The sequence below is a fragment of the Inquilinus sp. KBS0705 genome, assembly GCA_005938025.2.
GTDB lineage: Bacteria > Bacteroidota > Bacteroidia > Sphingobacteriales > Sphingobacteriaceae > Mucilaginibacter.
This window is the reverse complement of record VCCI02000001.1, coordinates 325,035-342,906: the sequence shown is the minus strand read 5'-3', so window position 1 is coordinate 342,906 and position 17,872 is coordinate 325,035. Positions and strand designations below refer to the sequence as shown.

Genomic DNA, 17,872 nt, shown 5'->3' with positions numbered 1-17,872 from the left:
ATCCGGGATTATTTTGTTTCAATTAAAAATTTCATGCTTGTGAAATTTTATTAGATTTGCCGTCTTATTTAAAAAGCTTATAAACTAATTAATTACATATTTAATTCGCGATGCAAGGTAAAGGGGTTATTAAATTTTTCGCCATTCTGCTGGCTGTGGTGTGTTTGTACCAGCTATCATTTACATGGGTGGCTCATAAAGTTAGGAACGATGCCAAGGAATATTCAAAGGGCAATGCTGAAAAGGAACGCGCTTATCTCGATTCTATTTCTACACAACCGGTATATCCGTTATTTGGCCATAACTACCAATATTGTTTAGACCGCGAGCTTGCTTTAGGTTTAGATTTAAAAGGCGGTATGAACGTTACGATGCAAATATCGTTACGCGAACTGGTAACGGCATTGGCCAACAAAAACCCTGACGTTGCCTTTAACCAGGCATTAACTAACGCACAGGCAAGAAGCACTGCCGGCGAGCAAAAGGATTATATTACCCTTTTTGTTGACGAATACGAAAAACTTGCACCAAACGGTAAACTGGCTTCGATATTTGCAAACAGCAATAACCAGGACAAATTAAAATTCAACTCAACTAACAGTGATGTTGAAAAATACCTTAGGGACCAGGCTACGGTTGCGGTACAACAATCATACACCGTATTACATACCCGTATAGATCAGTTTGGTGTAACACAGCCAAACATTCAGCTGCAAAAAAGCACCAACCGTATCTTAATTGAGCTACCGGGTGTTAAAGAGCCCGAGCGTGTGCGTAAATTATTATCGGGTACTGCAAAATTGGAGTTTTATCAAACTTATGATAACACCGAAATTTACCCGCTGTTAAACAACATTAACGGCATATTAGCCGCTAAAAATAAAACGGTAACTAAAGACACCGCCAAAACTGCTGACGCAGCGAAAGCTAAAACCCCTGCATCAGCAAAAGATTCGGCGCTTACGTTGTTAAACAAATTAAAAAACAGCACCAGCAAAGATTCTTCGGGTTTAAACAACAAAGCACAATTAGCTTTGCAAAACCCGTTATTCTCGGTTATGTCGCCGGTTACTGCTCAGGATGCCAACGGCCAGCAGCAATTAAACCCGGGCCCTATTGTGGGTTACTCGCAGGTTAAGGATACCGCCAAGGTAAATACCTATCTGCGTAGTGCCGATGTAAAATCAGTTATTCCGCAAAACTTAAAATTCCTTTGGGGTGTAAAACCTATCGAAAAAACAAAGGTGTTTGAATTATACGCTATTAAATTAGCCGGTGCCGAAAATGGCCCTGTGTTAGATGGCGATGTGATAAATGATGCCCGTAGCGATGTTGACCAAACAAGAGGTGGTTACGAAGTTACCATGTACATGAACTCGCAAGGTGCGCAAAAATGGAAAACCGTTACTGCTGAAGCATCTGCAGGCGCACAAAAAAGAGCCATCGCTATCGTGTTAGATGATAACGTTTACTCGGCCCCTAACGTTCAAAACGAAATTTCTGGCGGTGTATCATCAATATCTGGTGGTAACTTCACCTTAGAAAATACCCAAGATTTAGCCAACGTGTTAAAAGCAGGCCGTTTACCGGCACCTGCCCGCATCATCGGCGAAGAAGTGGTTGGCCCGTCATTAGGCCAGGAAGCTATCAGCGCTGGTTTATTATCATGTATATTAGGTTTGGTAGTTATCATGATCTTCATGGTGGCTTACTATAATCGTGCAGGTACTGTAGCTGTTGTTGCGGTATTAGTTAACGTGTTTTTCCTGATGGGTGTATTAATAAGCCTACGTGCGGTGTTAACCTTACCTGGTATTGCAGGTATCATCCTGATATTGGGTGTAGCTGTTGATGCCAACGTGTTGGTGTACGAGCGTGTACGTGAAGAGCTTGCCTTAGGCAAATCGTTACGCATAGCCGTTGCCGATGGTTTTAAACATGCCTTACCATCTATTTTAGATGCCAACATCAGTACCTTCTTAACAGGTGTTATCCTGTTCATCTTTGGTTCGGGCCCTATCCAGGGTTTTGCAACTACCCTGATGATAGGTATCATTACTACCCTGTTCTGCTCGTTACTGATATCAAGGTTGATATTTGAATTTATGTTAGAAAGAGGTTGGGATATCAAATTCTCTCGCCCATGGAGCTCACATACCTTTAAAAACGCCAACTATGGCTTTGTTAAAAACAGGTTTAAGTTTTATGCTTTCTCAGGCATTTTCATTGTAGCCGGTTTAATATCAATGGCAACCCGTGGTTTTAACTACGGTGTAGACTTTGGTGGTGGCCGTACCTACATTGTTAAGTTTGAAAAACCGGTTACAACCGAGCAATTGCACGGAATTTTAGATACTAAACTTGGCCGCGGTACCGAGATAAAAACTTACGGTACCGATAACAAAATGAGTATCAATACCAACTACCTGATAACCGATAATACGCCAAGCGCGGATGATAAAGTAAAAAATACTTTATTAACTGCCTTAGCTGCAAACCCCGAAACTAAAATAGCGGCAGACCAGGATATCAGGTATCAAAAGGTTGAGCCTACTATTGCTAACGAGGTAAAGGCATCTGCAAAATGGACCATTATTATTGCCATCCTGGTTATCTCGGCTTACATCCTTATCCGTTTCCGTAAATGGCAGTTTAGCTTAGGTGCGATGATCGCTACCGCGCACGATTCGTTGTTGGTATTGTCGTTCTTCTCGTTGTTTAAGGATATACTTCCGTTCTCTTTAGATATCGACCAGGCGTTTATAGCAGCCCTGTTAACCGTAATAGGTTACTCTATTAACGATACGGTAGTAGTATTTGACCGTATCCGCGAGTTCCTTGAGCTGCACCATGCAAAAACCGATGACCCTAAAGAGGTTATTAACCATGCCATTAATAATACCTTAAGCCGTACCGTTATTACCGCGTTAACCGTGATAATGATATTGGTTGTATTATTTGCTTTTGGTGGCGATGTTATCCGTGGTTTTTCATTCGCTTTATTGATAGGGGTTATCTTTGGTACCTACTCGTCTATATGTGTAGCCACACCGGTTATCATCGACTTTGGAAAAAAAGACCTGCGATAAGCAATTATCTCATAAAATTAAAGGCTCCAAAGAACATTTGGAGCCTTTTTTGTTTTACATATAAGCCCCTCCCAACCCTCCCCTAAGGAGAGGGCTTTAAAGTCTCCCTTTTTGGGGGAGATTTAGAGGGGGCTTTTTGTTAGCTTTACACAAAATCTACTGTTATTATCATGAACCCCACTGATCAATCAAAATTCCCGGTAGTAGCCATTATAGGTGGCGGTTTTGGCGGCATACAGGTTGCCAAGCAACTGGCCAACAAGCCGGTAGAAGTTATATTGATAGATAAACATAACTATCATACTTTTCAGCCCCTGCTATACCAGGTGGCCACCGGCAGTTTAGAGGCCGAGTCTATCGCTTTTTCGTTGCGTAAGAATTTCGAGGGGCAAAAAAACCTTCGTTTTCGCCATACCGAGGTGAACGCTATTGATACAGATACTAACACCATTAATACCACCATAGGCGATATCAAATACGATTACCTGGTAATAGCCACCGGATCGACCACCAATTTTTTTGGCAATAAAGAGATTGAGCATTACGCCATGCCCATGAAATCTATACCCGAGGCGCTTAACCTGCGGTATATGGTGCTACAAAACCTCGAGGAAGCCATTTTAAAGCCCTCTAAGGAAGAACGCGCGCCGTACCTGTCGTTTGTACTGGTGGGTGCCGGACCTACCGGTGTAGAGCTTGCAGGGGCTTTAGCCGAGCTGCGCAACCACGTATTAAATAAAGACTACCCCGAGCTAAGTAAAGACGAAATGAAGGTGTACCTGGTAGATTTTTTACCAAAGGTACTCGGCCCTTTCTCTGACGAAGGATCAAAGGCCGCGCAGGATTTTTTAACCGGCATGGGTGTAGAGATGCTTTTAGGCACCAAGGTAGACAGCTATGATGGTAACGAGATAAAATTTGAAGGCGGTAAAAGTATCCGTACTAAAAATGTAATATGGTCGGCAGGCGTAATGGGCGTTGTACCCGATGGCGTATCAAAAGATGCCATTGAGCGCGGCAACCGCATACGGGTCGACAGTAGTTTGCGGGTAACGGGCCACCCCAATATTTTTGCCATCGGCGACGTATCGGCCATGATAACCGACGAAACGCCAAAGGGACACCCCGGCGTGGCGCAAGTGGCCATACAAATGGGCGAACTAACCGGTAAAAACATTGTACGCCTGTTAAACAACCAGCAGCCCGAGCCATTTAAATACAACGACAAAGGATCGTTAGCTACCATAGGCCGTAACAAGGCCATTGCCGATTTGGGTAAGCTAAAATTTCAGGGATTTTTTGCCTGGTTGATATGGATGTTTATTCACCTGATATCGTTAATGGGCGGGCGCAACCGTGTAATTGTATTTATTAACTGGGTTGCCAGCTATTTAACCTACAATGGCGGCAGCAGGCTCATTATTCGTAACTTTAAGCGCGACGAACTGGTGCAAAAAGACGAACAAGTATCATTACCCGATTAATGGCCTACACCCCCGTAAAAATTACCGAGTGCCCCCGCGATGCCATGCAGGGCCTAACAGATTTTATACCTACCGATGTTAAGGCGGCCTATATTAACCTGCTTTTACAGGTAGGTTTTGATACCATAGATTTCGGCAGCTTTGTATCGCCAAAAGCTATACCGCAAATGCGCGATACCGCCGAAGTGTTAAGCAAGCTCGATCTAAGTAACACCAATTCAAAGCTGCTGGCCATCATCGCCAATTACCGCGGGGCAGAAGAAGCGGCCAATCATCACGAGATCACTTACCTGGGTTATCCCTTTTCTATCTCCGAAACTTTTCAGCTGCGTAATACCAATACCACCATCGGGCAGGCGTTTGACAATGTAAAGCAAATAGCTGCCCTGTGTGCCGTTAAAGATAAAATACCGCTCATATACCTATCCATGGGCTTTGGCAACCCCTACGGCGATGTATGGAGCCCTGAGATAGTAATGCACTGGGCAGATAGGATGATGCAGGAAGGCATTACCAATATAGCATTATCAGATACCATAGGCATTGCCACACCCGCGCAGATCAGTACATTATACCCTGCTTTGAAAAATGAATTTGAGGAAATAGAATTAGGAGCGCACCTCCACTCTACCCCCGATAGCTGGCAGGAAAAGGTGGCTGCGGCCTACGAAAGCGGCTGTACAAAATTTGATGCTGCATTAAAGGGCTATGGTGGCTGCCCAATGGCCAAAGACGAGCTTACAGGCAACATCGCTACCGAAAACCTGATAGCATACCTGCTGCACCAAAACATCGACCTGGGGCTTAATTTGGACAAATTACAGGAAGCGATGGATTACTCAGGTAAAGTTTTCTCATCTTAGCCCCAATTTAAACTAAGGGCATTTTTATGACGGGATAACCGTCCTGTCTCCTGGCTCTTAATCTTTATTCTACTTCTTCCGTACCATTGTAAAATGCTGTATACCTGCCTCTTCAAACTGCGGGCCTGTTTTTTGGAAGCCGAAACGCTCGTACAGGGTTACCGCGGCAATTTGCGCGTGCATATAAACATAATCGACATCGGCGGGCAAGTCGGCTAAAACGGTTTTTACCAAAGCCTGGCCTACACCATTACCCCTGAATTTTGATAGCACTGCAAAACGCTCCAGCTTATAGCCTTTATCGGTTTTACGCCAGCGCGATGCACCAGCCGGTTCGCCGTCTACAGTCGCCAAAAAATGGGTCGATTCATCCTCAAATTCCCATTCCAGTTCGGGCGGGCAGTTTTGCTCGCCAACAAATACTTCTTTACGTATGGCAAAAACCTTTTCAAGGTCGGCCGGGTCACTTACTTTGTTTACCTCTGTTTTTGGCATGTTGATAATGCGTTTTAGCTTTAAATCCGGTTAGTTTGGTGTTGTGGTTGTCTTCTGCAGCATCTATCGAGTGGGTGCAGGTTATATCATCCTCCTGCTCGGCAAGGTCAGATAGTTTTACATAAAACTTATGTAATTGGTCTAACTCTACTTCGCTCAGGTCTTCAATATCTACCATACGGTTACTTGCACCCTGGTGCGATGCAAGCAGCTCGTTCAGTTTCAAATGTACCGCCTTTGAATCTTTATTTTGAGATTTTTGTATCAAAAACACCATTAAAAAGGTAACAATGGTTGTACCTGTATTAATAATAAGCTGCCAGGTATCCGAATAATTAAATATTGGCCCTGTTATCAGCCATACAATTATTGTGCTTATAGCTATTATAAAAGCAGCCGAGCTGCCGGTTGCCATTGTTGCCCAGTTGGCAAAACGCTCAAATAAATTCTTCTTCTTTTTGGCCATACCTTAAAAATTAATTTTCATTACAACCTAAAAAAAGCGCCAATGTTCTACCATGGCGCTTTTTAAATTCCTGTACGTTGTACGGTAGCTTACAGCTTGCTGTTTACATCTATACAATTTAGGTCGCCAAAAGCAACGGTTAACCTTTTTACAAAAGTTTCTTCGGCTTTGCGCAACCAAACGCGCGGGTCGTAATATTTTTTGTTAGGCGAGTCTTCACCTTCGGGATTACCAATTTGCGATTGCAGGTAGCCTTCTTTAGCCTGGTAGTAATCTCTTATACCTTCCCAAAATGCAAACTGCATATCGGTATCAATATTCATTTTTATTGCACCGTATGATATCGCTTCGCGAATTTCTTCCTGGCTCGAGCCCGAACCACCGTGGAATACAAAGTTGATAGGCTTATCGGCAGCAATATTATGTTTCTTCTTTAAAAACTCCTGCGAGTTGTGCAAAATAACCGGCTGTAGTTTAACGTTGCCCGGTTTGTAAACACCATGCACGTTACCAAATGCGGCGGCAATGGTAAAGCGGTGACTAACTTTAGATAGTTCTTCGTAAGCGTAGGCCACTTCCTCTGGCTGGGTGTATAAACGTGAGCTATCAACATCGCTGTTATCAACGCCGTCTTCTTCGCCGCCTGTTACGCCTAATTCAATTTCAACCGTCATGCCCATTTTGGCCATGCGCTGTAAATATTTTGCTGATATTTCTATATTTTCTTCGATAGGCTCTTCAGAAAGATCAAGCATGTGCGAAGAGAACAAAGGTTTACCTGTTTCGGCAAAGAATTTTTCGCCGTGCTCCAGCAAACCGTCTATCCATGGTAATAATTTTTTAGCAGCATGGTCGGTGTGTAATATAACCGCTACACCATAATGTTCGGCTAATAAATGCACGTGTTTAGCGGCAGATACGCCACCTAATATACAGGCTTGCAGTTTTGAATTATCTAACGATTTGCCAGCGTAAAACTGTGCGCCGCCATTTGATAGTTGAATAATAACCGGAGATTTTACTGCCGCGGCAGTTTCCATAACAGCATTAATTGTGTTTGTACCTATAACGTTTACCGCAGGTAATGCAAACTGATGTTTTTTTGCTGCTTCAAATAATGCCTGCACCTGGTCTCCGTGCAGCACACCTCTATAATTTTTTAAATCCATGAGCTTATGTTTGGGCCTCGAAGTTATAAAAATTGTTGAAATTTTGAATGTTTAAAGCTTGAAAAGTTGATTGGTGCATATAGCCTTTAAAATAGTACGCTAACCTTTACAACAACTATAACCATTACAACCTTTGCAATAACTTTTTTAAACTAATATAACCTTTACAAGCTTTTTTCGTTTCTTTGCAGATACTTGAAAGATTTAGAAATAGATATGGCTTGGTTTAAGCGTGAAATCAAAGGGATAATTACGACCACTGAGGAAAAGAAGGAAGCGCCGGACGGGATTTGGAACAAATGCCCTCAATGTAAAAAACCCCTCCACTACTCTGAACAGGTAGAAAACCAATACGTTTGCCACTACTGTGGCTTTCATTTACGCATTGGCTCAAAAGAATATTTTTCGGTTTTGTTTGACGACAACCAGTTTACCGAACTGTTTGCCGACCTGCATTCAGGCGACCCGCTGCACTTTACCGATACCAAAAAATACACCGACAGGCTGGTTGAAACTAAAAAGAAGACCGGCTTAACCGATGCTATACGCGCCGGTTTTGGCAAAATGAACGGCGTACCCCTGGTTATTGCCTGTATGGACTTTAACTTTATAGGCGGATCTATGGGGTCTGTAGTTGGCGAAAAGATTGCCCGATCTATAGATTACAGCATTGCCAACAAAGTACCCTTTTTAATGATATCCAAATCGGGCGGTGCGCGTATGATGGAGGCGGCATTCTCGCTGATGCAAATGGCCAAAACATCGGCCAAACTGGCCCTTTTAAGCCAGGCAAAAGTACCTTATATATCTTTACTAACCGACCCTACCACAGGTGGTGTAACAGCATCATACGCTATGCTGGGCGATATTAATATTGCCGAGCCCGGTGCATTGATAGGTTTTGCAGGCCCAAGGGTTATTAAAGAAACTATTAAAAAAGATTTGCCCAAAGGTTTCCAAACTGCTGAGTTTGTGCAGGAACATGGTTTCCTTGATTTTATAGTGGACAGAAGAGAAATGAAAGAGAAGTTAGCATCATTTTTAAAAATGTTAGCACCCGCTGAAACAGCTTCTTAACAAAATATACACGTTTTATAAACGTAAAAAGGCGTTCCAATTATGGGACGCCTTTTTTTTATTCAAATTGCTGGTTATATCCCCTCGGTACCCGGCTCGTGGCCTATCATACGTCCGGTTGTACGGCCCTGGTCGCGGCTTGCAAAATCTGTTTGAGGCGATCCTGTAGACGGAAATTCATGTTGGTTGGGTGGGGTTACATCATTTTGTTCGCTGTACGATGCATCATTGCCACCTTGTTGCTGCTGTTGCTCGTTTTGCTGCGTGTAACCGGTACCTTCGTTACCCGATTGGCCCTGCTCGGGTATCTCGTCAGGATCTGAACTGCCCGATATAGATGAGCCGCTTAAACCTGATGTATAACCAGCGCTGTTGCTGCCACCTCCTTCTGTATCATCATCCAGGTCGGTTTCATCATAATCAGCATCCAGGTCATCCTCAGTGTCCACATCATCTTCGGTGTCCAGGTCGTCACCCCCTACTAAATCGTCATCGTCATCAGGTATATCGTCGCCTGTAGCCAGGTCATCGTCATCATCGGGGCTGTTGATGCCGCTCATGCTTTCGTTAGATGAATAGCTGCCCGGTATATTGCCGTTGTCAGAATCGTTCAGCACATCTTCGTCTAAGCCCGATTCATCGTTAATATCATCGCTGTAGTTTCTATTGGTGGTATCGCCGGTATCGGGTGTACCAAAGGAAGTAGAACCGCTGCCCTGGCCTTGATTATTCAAATCTTCGCTCCAGGTGTTTTCATTAGTAGTCATCATAGGTTTGTTTTTAAATTGTCCTAAAACAACCTACTAAATCAACTAATTGTTTGCCTATTTTTCTAAAAAAGAAAATAATTTAACTAACTATACACTAACCGCGCATAACTCACGTAGTTTGGCTACGGTGTAGTCAACCTCATCCTTAGTGTTGTATTTTGAGAACGAGAAGCGTACTGAAGGCCTGTCGGGATTAGCCCCAATCGCAGTTAAAACATGCGAACCAATATCCGTACCAGAACTGCATGCGCTGCCACCAGATGCCGATATACCTGCAATATCAAGGTTAAACAACAACATATCGGCCATTTCCATTTCGGGGAACGATACATTTAATACGGTGTACAAGCTTTTAGCCGGATCGGTTTCGCCATTAAAGCTTACGCCTTGCACTTCCTGCTCTAACTTAGCTTTCATGTAACTTTTTAGGTCCTGTATGTAATTTTGATGGGCATCCATTTCGGCGTAAGCCATTTCAAGGGCTTTGGCAAGGCCGGCTATACCATAAACATTCTCGGTGCCGCCGCGCATATTACGTTCCTGTGAGCCGCCATATATCATCGGGTTTATTTTAACCTTGTGGTTAATGTGCAAAAAGCCCACGCCTTTTGGCCCGTGCAGCTTATGCGCCGCGCAAACCATAAAGTGCAGCTTAAGTTTGCTAAGATCGTGCTTGTAGTGGCCAACAGTTTGTACGGTATCGCTATGCAGCATGGCATTGTATGCTTCGCACAGGTCGCCAACTTTTTCCAGGTCGGTTAAGGTACCCAGTTCGTTGTTGGCATGCATTAACGACACAAAACTGCGCTCGTTGCTTTTTAGCAAGGTTTCTAAGTGGTTATAATCTACATTACCCTTGCTATCTACATCGGCATAGCTTAGTTTAATAGTGCCTGCCTTTTGCATGGCCTGTAAGGTATGTAAAACGGCATGGTGCTCCAGCTTGGTAGTGATGGCATGCGTTAGCTTATGGTCAACAATACCGCAACGTATAGCTGTGTTATCAGCTTCGGTGCCGCCGCTGGTAAAAAATATTTCGGCAGGTGATGTATGCAGTAAACCCGCAATAGTTTTGCGCGATCGCTCTATCAATGTACGCACCTCGCGGCCATGGGCATGTATTGATGAAGGGTTGCCAAACTGGCTTTCCATCACCTTGTACATTTCCTTTAAAACTTCAGGATCAAGGGCTGTGGTGGCGGCATTGTCAAAGTAAACACGCATTGGGGGCAATTATTGAGTTAGTAATTTATTGAATGACTGAATTATTGGAGGACTGAGTTATTGAATTATTGATTTATTGATTCATTGAAGCTTTTCAATCAATAATTCAATTCTTCTATAAGTCAATAATTAATTAAGTTTAAGTATTTCTTTTATATCTGTAATTATCTTATTGGCCAGGCTATTTGCAACCGTTTCTGAGTTTCCTTCAGAGTAGATGCGTATAATAGGCTCGGTATTAGATTTGCGCAAATGTACCCATTCTTTGTCAAACTCTATTTTAAGTCCGTCAATTGTAGAATGGGGCTGCTTTTTATATTTCTCTTCAACCTTTAATAACAGGGCATCTATATCCATTTCGGGCGTTAGCGTTATCTTGTTTTTTGAGATAAAGTAGCCTGGATATGAGCTGCGCAATAACGATACCGGCTTACCATATTTAGCCAGGTGCGTTAAAAATAAGGCTATGCCTACCAAAGCATCGCGGCCATAGTGCAATTCGGGATATATTACCCCGCCGTTGCCCTCGCCACCTATCACGGCATTCACTTCTTTCATTTTGTTTACCACGTTTACCTCACCTACCGCCGCTGCATGGTATTCGCCACCTGCATTTTCGGTAACATCGCGCAAAGCACGTGTTGATGACAGGTTAGACACGGTATTACCTTTCGTATTCTTCAATACGTAATCGGCTACGGCAACCAGTGTATATTCTTCGCCAAACATGCTGCCATCCTCGTTTACAAAACAAAGGCGGTCAACATCAGGGTCAACAGCTATACCCAGGTCGGCCTTCTTTTTAACCACCTCTTGCGATAAGGCTATCAAGTTTTCGGGCAGCGGCTCGGGGTTATGCGGGAAATGCCCATCGGGCTCGCAATACAGTTGGTGCACTGTTTTTACGCCCAGTGCTGTTAGCAAAGCCGGTACAAAAATACCGCCGGTGCTGTTAACACAATCAATCACCACTTTAAAATCGGCAGCGGCAATGGCTTTTACGTCAACCAATGGCAGGGCCAATATCTTGTCTATATGCTTTTGCAGGTAAGTATCATCGTTAATTACTTTGCCCAGGTCGTTTACATCGGCGTATATGAAGTCGCTGCTCTCGGCAATCTCTAAAACTTCCTTGCCATCTGTATCACTAATAAACTCTCCTTTTTCGTTCAGTAGCTTAAGGGCATTCCATTGTTTAGGGTTGTGGCTGGCGGTTAAAATAATGCCGCCTGCAGCTTGCTCGTCGGGAACGGCAACTTCTACGGTTGGTGTGGTAGATAGCCCCAGGTCAATTACATCAATACCCAAGCCCTGTAGTGTGCCTATTACCAAATTATTCACCATACTGCCCGATAAGCGCGCATCACGGCCCAGCACAATCTTTTTTAAGCCCGAACGCTTTACCGCCCAGCTACCAAAAGCCGATGTAAACTTTACAATATCCAATGGGGTTAATCCTTCTCCGGCTGCACCGCCAATTGTTCCCCTTATGCCCGAAATAGATTTTATTAGTGTCAAATTATTTTAAGCTATTAAGCTGCAAAAATATAAATATTTAAGCGATAGCAATGTAAAATTACCCATCTTTGGTTATTAGCCATCACATGTTATTGCACAACGCCAATGCCCGACCAGCTATTACAATTTGACAGGCATTTATTTTATTTCATTAACCACGATCTGTCCAACTCCTTTTTTGACGGATTGATGCCGCTAATGCGTAACCCTAAATTTTGGATACCGCTTTACCTCTTTATTATTGTGTTTTGCCTGTGGCGATATAAAAAGCAAGGCGCTATACTAATTGCCATGATGGTATTAGCCGTTGGCTTCGCCGATTTTACCAGTGCACGCCTAATTAAACCGGCCGTTGCCCGTGTGCGCCCCTGCCGCGATGCCGTTACCTCAAAAACAGTTATCAGCCGGGTTGACTGTGGCACAGGGCTAAGTTTCCCATCTACCCATGCTACCGACCATTTTGCCATAGCTGTATTTTTAAGCTGCCTGTTTTTTAAACGATGGAAATGGGTATTGCCTGCCACCCTGTTTTGGGCCGCGCTTATTTGCTTTGCGCAAGTGTATGTAGGTGTACATTTCCCGGTAGATGTTACCGGTGGGGCTATATACGGCAGCTTGGCTGGTTGGTTGTTTGCAGTAGGATTTAAAAAGCTGCAGCCTGATTTTGTGGCTTAATAAAGTAAAGACTTAATTTATCTAAGACTTAGAACTTTACCCTCAAGATTTAAGCTTAATATCTATCCCCTCATTTTATCGAGCAGGTTGCTTAGTTGCGCGGCTTCTTCGTCGGTAAGGTTGTCTTTAAACAGGTCCTTGGCTTTAAAGGATGTGTCCATTTTAGATAATATTGCCAGGCCTTCCTCGCTAATGCGGATATCAACCGCGCGGCGGTCGTTAGAGTTAGTACAGCGCGATACCAGGCCCTTTTGCACCAAACGGTCAACAATACGCGATGCATCCGACATTTTGTCTATCATGCGTTCTTTTAGCAAGTTTACAGTAGCAGGTTTGGGGTATTGGCCGCGTAATATACGCAGTATGTTAAATTGCTGCTGGGTAAGGTTATAGCCTTCAAAAACAGGACGCACGTAGTTGCTTAACCAACCATAGGTGTAGTTAAGGTTGATAATTGCTTTATGGTAATTATCCTCAAACTTGGTGCTTTTTATGTCTTCTTCTATACCCATTTTAAAATTAGTGGTACAAATATAACTATTTATCTTTTGTTTGTTTTACTTGCTGCTGTTTACCAAAGTTCCATGGGCAATGCAGGCATTTATTTTTACAGCAATAGCCCCTTTTTAAATGGTACTCCCTGGTAAATACAAGGTTACCATCTTCGTTTATATAGTAATCAATGTTTGGTTGCAGCATTAATTAAGCAATTTCACAAAAATATTGTTTTTAAAATGGTGTTTTAAATGGGTGCCGTCGCCATGCAGGGTCCATAGTTGTTGAGGCTGGGTTTGTTCAATAGTTTTAATAATATCGTTCCAGTCTGCGTGGTCAGATATAAATAGCGTATCCTGCTTATTCACTTGTAAGTTCTTCCAGCCCGATGCAAACAGGCGCTTTACCCCTGTTGCCCTGATATAACTATCGAATGTAAAGGGCGGCACTATATACACCCACTCTTCCTGCGTTTTCATCAGTTTGCGCCCATATATCTGGTGGTTGCCCAATTCAAAACCCATTTTTTGGTAAATAGCATTTATAGGCATAATGCGATGATGTACCAGTATCTTTTTTTGCGGGGCATGGTCGTTTATCATGCGTATCAATCGCTGGCTTTTACCCAAGCTGTAGGCGCCCAACAGTATATTGATGTTAATGTTGTTCAGCTTTTTTATTTCTTCTACCGGGTCGGGGTGTTGGGTGCTGGGGTCGGCAAAGGTGCTTTCGGTTATCAGCACATCGGCTTTTACAAATTGTAAAGGTTCGCAGGTAGCATCGGGCTGCAGCTTGTAATCGCCTGTATACAAATAACGCGTACCACTATACTCCATCAGTACTTGCGCCGAACCGGGCATATGGCCAGCGGGAATAAGAGTTAACTGCACATCGCCTATACTAAATTGCGTATTGTAAGCAATGCCATAACTTATTTTGGCGGCACTGTTACCATATCGCAACTGCATAAAGGCAAAAGTAGCCGCAGTAGCATAAACATTGGTATTGCCGCTTATGGCATGGTCGGCATGGGCGTGCGATATTACCGCATTAGTAACGGGTTCTTTAGGATCGAGGTAAAAATCGCCGTATTTACAGTACAGGCCGTTGCTGTTAAAGGCAACAAAATCATCAATTATCATTTACTTCGGGCAATTGACAAATACAACTGGTGCAGCTTTAATACTTGCGGTATTACCAATTGGCTATCGTCATTTATAATTATATCATTGGCCAGACCGCGCTTTTTCTCCTCGGTAAACTGTCGGTCATCACGACTTTTGGCTTCGGCAGTGGTGATGGCATCGCGTTGGGTAACACGTTTTATACGTACATCAAGCGGGGCGGTAACTAATAATGTTCTATCACACATTTTGTACGAATCGCTCTCGAACAACAAAGCGGCTTCTTTTAACACGTAAGGCGCATCTGCTTTTACATTAGCTACCCAGGTATCAAACGCGCGGAAAGTTGCAGGGTGTACTATGGCATTTAGTTTGGCTAATTCTGCCTTGTTATTAAACACTATAGCGGCTATATGCTTGCGGTTTAAACTGCCATCGGCAAAGTACGATTCGGCGCCAAAAGTACTTTTGATGCTTGTTATCAGTTCATCATCAGTAACCATTACACTTTTGGCCGCATCATCAGCATAAAACACCGGGATACCCAGCACTTCAAATATTTTGGATACGGTGGTTTTGCCGCTGCCTATATTACCGGTGATGCCTATCTTAAACATTTATTTTTTTATAATAAAGTCAATATTCTGTGGTACAATTTTTACCACCTTGCTGTAGCTTGGCATACGGGTAACCTTAACAGGCAGCACCGAATAGCCGTGCTTGCGCCAAAGATCAAGGTCGGCCACTGCTTCAAAGTCGTCCTCATTAGCGTCCGGGTAATCGGTTAACGATGTGGTGAAAGTAACCTTAACCTTTAAAGGGAATACCTTAATATCGTAATAGTTGTGGTTGTTTATCAGCTTAACGGGTATTTCTATCGTTTTCTCGGTAAATTCATCTACTGGGATATTTACCATAACGCTTTTAGGTAATACATCTAAATTACCCTCGCTAACCGCTTTTAAATTTACCCTTGAATTAAAACTTTGATTAAGACCCCTAAGCTTAACTGTATCTGTTTTCCATGAGGTTATTTTTTCAAGCACTTCTGCCGGGCCGCTTAATGTAACATCGGTAGGCCTTATGGTAATGTTGCCCGATTGTGCAAACTGCCGCTGATATTGCAACGAGGCTACCAATTGTACGGGTACTTTTTTAACCCTGCGGCTGCTAAAATCAAAAAACAAGGTATCGGGGCTAAACGCGATAATCTCGCGGTCGGGATCTTTTTTTGCGTTGATCTGTTTTAACTGTGCGCTTAGCACTACAAAATTCTTACTCTCTAAAGTATGCAGGTCAACCGTAACTATTTTACGTTCGGGCTGCATTTTTGAAAACAGCATTTGCCAGCCACTACCCTCAACTATAGCGTTGATGGTATCTGACTGCAAAGGATGGTATGCCCTTTTTTGAGGGGCATTTTTAAACGTTAATATTTGCTTAACCGTAAACTTGTATGGGTTAGACAACGTGGTAAACAACCAGGCAAAAACGGCAATAACCAGGCAAGTAACAAAGGCCGATAAGCGCCTGCGTTCGATTGCTGATAATTTTATTATTGCCATATTTTGAGGTATAAAGCAGAAAGCGAAAAGCTGAAAGCCGGAATAAGTTCTCGCCTTAAGCTTTTCGCTTTAAATTTATGTATTATTTTGCTTTTGGCTTTTAGCCTTAAGCTTTTAGCTATTTAGTAACAGCCGGTGTGTTAAGTGCTTTTGAAGCCTCTAACGATATTGCTGATTTATCAAAACGTATGCGGCCACCGCCTTCTGTTTCTACTAAGAAAGTTGTTTCGGCTATTTCGTATATTTTACCATGTATACCGGCAGTGGTAACCACTTTATCGCCTTTTTTAAGTTCGTCTACGTATTTCTTTTGGTCTTTTTGCTTTTTAACCTGCGGGCGTATCATAAAAAAATAAAATACTACAGCAATTAAACCAAACATGATCAATTGCTGATAACCAAGGCCACCGCCGGCCGCTTGTAATAAAATAGTTGCTGTCATTTCTGTTTTTATATAATTAAAGGGTTACCTCGCCAATTAAATGCACCATGTTTTGCGCAGGTACGGTATTAGCTGTAACGGTAATTTGCTTGTCTTGCAGGCCCATTTTGCCGGTGCTGTTAAATGTCACTTTAATAGCGCCGTCTTCGCCTGGTTTTATAGGTGTTTTTGGCCACTCGGGCTTGGTGCAGCCACAAGTTGCAATGGCATCCTTAATAATTAAGGGCGATTTACCCGTATTGGTAAATTTAAACTCGTAAGTAACCTTATCGCCGGCCTTAACTTTGCCAAAGTCGTGCGTTTCTTTTTCAAATTTCATTGCCGGTGCATTGGTAGCGCTTACATTACCGGTATCGGCACTTGCTGTAGTAGTGGTAGACTGGTTGCAGGCGGTAAATAACATGCCGGCAACAATTGTACATAAAAACAACTTTTTCATTATGGGTTTATTCAATTAATCCTCTGCCTATTTTCCTTATTTTATTTTCGGCTTTCAACTCAAATAAAATTTTGTCTAATATACCGTTAATAAACGAATTACTTTTAGGTGTACTAAACTCCTTTGATATTTCCAGGTACTCGTTTATAGTAACCTTAACCGGTATCGAGGTAAAATTAATAAATTCTACAATTGCCATCTTCATTAATAAGGTATCCATCATGGCAATACGGTCGGGTTCCCAGTTTTGCGTTTTTTGGGCTATCAATTCCTGATAAGCGGCATCGTGGCGTATGGTTTGTTCAAAAAGGTTCACCACAAATTCGCGGTCCTCAACCCAGTTGCCGCTAATTTCGGCCAAATGGTTTTGGGCCGGGTCGTCAAAAGAAAAGTTTTTGAAAGTTTTGGCAATAAGCGCCTGTAGTACCTCGCGGTCAACCGGCCAGTAAATAAACTTATCTTCAAAAACCTGCTCGGCTAACGACGATTTAAGGATCACCTTTTTAAAGATGAATTTAATAATGTCTTTATCGGTTTGTATGGTATCACCTGTTTTGGCCAGGTATTCGGCGTATTCGGGCGATGCTTTAAGCGTGGTGAATAGCGATTTTGCCAGTTCGGGATCAAACGTCCACGATACTTTGTATTTCTTTTCGGCAGCCAAGTAGTCTTTGTTTTGCTTTAGCGAAACAATAAAACGGTTGCTTAAAATTTTGGTGTCGGCATTTAAGTCTTCTGCCGTAGGCAGGTGCTTGTTAGCCCTTTCTTCCGCGTCTATAGCGGTATAATCAATTACTTCGCTTATTAGCGACAGCATCCATATGTACATTTCAAAAACCTGGTCAATGCTATGAAGCAAATGCTTTTCATGTGCTTTAATATCCCTGGTATCTGATTGATGGTATGCGTATAGCGATTGTAACACTTTTACCCTAAGGTGCCTTCTGTTTAACATGAGGTAAGAACGATTATGCACG

General features: G+C 42.9%; 18 protein-coding genes. 5 read left to right on the top strand and 13 right to left on the bottom strand.

The annotated features are described in order from the left end of the window. Positions 1-110: 110 nt before the first annotated feature. The 3 genes from FFF34_001555 to FFF34_001545 all read left to right on the top strand — a co-directional run bounded on the left by FFF34_001555 (position 111) and on the right by FFF34_001545 (position 5,436). Positions 111-3,089: a protein translocase subunit SecDF gene (locus FFF34_001555; GenBank protein ID TSD66113.1), complete on the top strand. Its 2,979-nt coding sequence runs from the start codon at positions 111-113 to the stop codon at positions 3,087-3,089. 170 nt (positions 3,090-3,259) lie between these two features. Continuing rightward, on the top strand, positions 3,260-4,573 hold the full coding sequence (locus tag FFF34_001550) for an NAD(P)/FAD-dependent oxidoreductase (GenBank protein ID TSD66112.1): 1,314 nt from the start codon (positions 3,260-3,262) through the stop codon (positions 4,571-4,573). Continuing rightward, on the top strand, positions 4,573-5,436 hold the full coding sequence (locus tag FFF34_001545) for a hydroxymethylglutaryl-CoA lyase (GenBank protein ID TSD66111.1): 864 nt from the start codon (positions 4,573-4,575) through the stop codon (positions 5,434-5,436). Before FFF34_001550 ends, FFF34_001545 begins: the two co-directional genes overlap by 1 nt. 69 nt (positions 5,437-5,505) lie before the next feature. On the opposite strand, the gene FFF34_001540 is transcribed toward FFF34_001545, so the two are convergent. The 3 genes from FFF34_001540 to fbaA form a co-directional block, all read right to left on the bottom strand. Further along, positions 5,506-5,931 (bottom strand): GNAT family N-acetyltransferase, encoded by a 426-nt coding sequence (locus tag FFF34_001540; GenBank protein TSD66110.1) that lies wholly within the window; start codon positions 5,929-5,931, stop codon positions 5,506-5,508. Next, positions 5,900-6,397, bottom strand: a complete 498-nt coding sequence (locus FFF34_001535) for a low affinity iron permease family protein (protein ID TSD66109.1) — start codon at positions 6,395-6,397, stop codon at positions 5,900-5,902. The genes FFF34_001540 and FFF34_001535 overlap by 32 nt, the downstream gene beginning before the upstream one ends. A gap of 89 nt (positions 6,398-6,486) precedes the next feature. Continuing rightward, complete coding sequence (gene fbaA / locus FFF34_001530) at positions 6,487-7,566, bottom strand: class II fructose-bisphosphate aldolase (protein ID TSD66108.1); 1,080 nt, start codon at positions 7,564-7,566, stop codon at positions 6,487-6,489. Between the two features lie 216 nt (positions 7,567-7,782). On the opposite strand from fbaA, the gene FFF34_001525 reads away from it, so the two are divergent. After that, positions 7,783-8,643: an acetyl-CoA carboxylase carboxyltransferase subunit beta gene (locus FFF34_001525; GenBank protein ID TSD67932.1), complete on the top strand. Its 861-nt coding sequence runs from the start codon at positions 7,783-7,785 to the stop codon at positions 8,641-8,643. Positions 8,644-8,717: 74 nt separating this feature from the next. Here the strand turns inward: FFF34_001525 and FFF34_001520 are convergent, their stop codons facing one another. The 3 genes from FFF34_001520 to glmM all read right to left on the bottom strand — a co-directional run bounded on the left by FFF34_001520 (position 8,718) and on the right by glmM (position 12,155). Continuing rightward, positions 8,718-9,413 (bottom strand): hypothetical protein, encoded by a 696-nt coding sequence (locus FFF34_001520; GenBank protein ID TSD66107.1) that lies wholly within the window; start codon positions 9,411-9,413, stop codon positions 8,718-8,720. 87 nt (positions 9,414-9,500) lie between these two features. Next, the gene (locus FFF34_001515) at positions 9,501-10,637 is read right to left on the bottom strand and encodes a cysteine desulfurase (protein TSD66106.1); all 1,137 of its coding nucleotides are present in this window, start codon (positions 10,635-10,637) and stop codon (positions 9,501-9,503) included. Between the two features lie 129 nt (positions 10,638-10,766). Next, positions 10,767-12,155: a phosphoglucosamine mutase gene (glmM, locus tag FFF34_001510; protein TSD66105.1), complete on the bottom strand. Its 1,389-nt coding sequence runs from the start codon at positions 12,153-12,155 to the stop codon at positions 10,767-10,769. Between the two features lie 105 nt (positions 12,156-12,260). On the opposite strand from glmM, the gene FFF34_001505 reads away from it, so the two are divergent. After that, on the top strand, positions 12,261-12,830 hold the full coding sequence (locus FFF34_001505; GenBank protein TSD66104.1) for a phosphatase PAP2 family protein: 570 nt from the start codon (positions 12,261-12,263) through the stop codon (positions 12,828-12,830). A 62-nt stretch (positions 12,831-12,892) separates the two neighbouring features. Here FFF34_001505 and FFF34_001500 read toward each other — a convergent pair whose 3' ends face one another. The 7 genes from FFF34_001500 to nusB all read right to left on the bottom strand — a co-directional run bounded on the left by FFF34_001500 (position 12,893) and on the right by nusB (position 17,850). Then, positions 12,893-13,342: a MarR family transcriptional regulator gene (locus tag FFF34_001500; protein ID TSD66103.1), complete on the bottom strand. Its 450-nt coding sequence runs from the start codon at positions 13,340-13,342 to the stop codon at positions 12,893-12,895. A 186-nt stretch (positions 13,343-13,528) separates the two neighbouring features. Next, positions 13,529-14,467 carry an exonuclease gene (locus FFF34_001495; protein ID TSD66102.1) on the bottom strand — a complete coding sequence of 313 codons (939 nt, stop codon included), beginning with the start codon at positions 14,465-14,467 and terminating at the stop codon, positions 13,529-13,531. Beyond that, entirely contained in the window at positions 14,464-15,066 is a 603-nt protein-coding gene (locus FFF34_001490) for a dephospho-CoA kinase (protein TSD66101.1), read from the bottom strand. Before FFF34_001490 ends, FFF34_001495 begins: the two co-directional genes overlap by 4 nt. Next, entirely contained in the window at positions 15,067-16,014 is a 948-nt protein-coding gene (locus FFF34_001485; GenBank protein TSD66100.1) for a YbbR-like domain-containing protein, read from the bottom strand. It lies immediately after the preceding gene. A 118-nt stretch (positions 16,015-16,132) separates the two neighbouring features. Further along, positions 16,133-16,456, bottom strand: coding sequence for a preprotein translocase subunit YajC (gene yajC, locus FFF34_001480; GenBank protein TSD66099.1), 324 nt, complete (start codon positions 16,454-16,456; stop codon positions 16,133-16,135). A 16-nt stretch (positions 16,457-16,472) separates the two neighbouring features. After that, on the bottom strand, positions 16,473-16,895 hold the full coding sequence (locus FFF34_001475; protein ID TSD66098.1) for a DUF1573 domain-containing protein: 423 nt from the start codon (positions 16,893-16,895) through the stop codon (positions 16,473-16,475). Positions 16,896-16,902: 7 nt separating this feature from the next. Further along, positions 16,903-17,850, bottom strand: a complete 948-nt coding sequence (gene nusB, locus FFF34_001470; protein TSD66097.1) for a transcription antitermination factor NusB — start codon at positions 17,848-17,850, stop codon at positions 16,903-16,905. Positions 17,851-17,872: the final 22 nt, after the last annotated feature.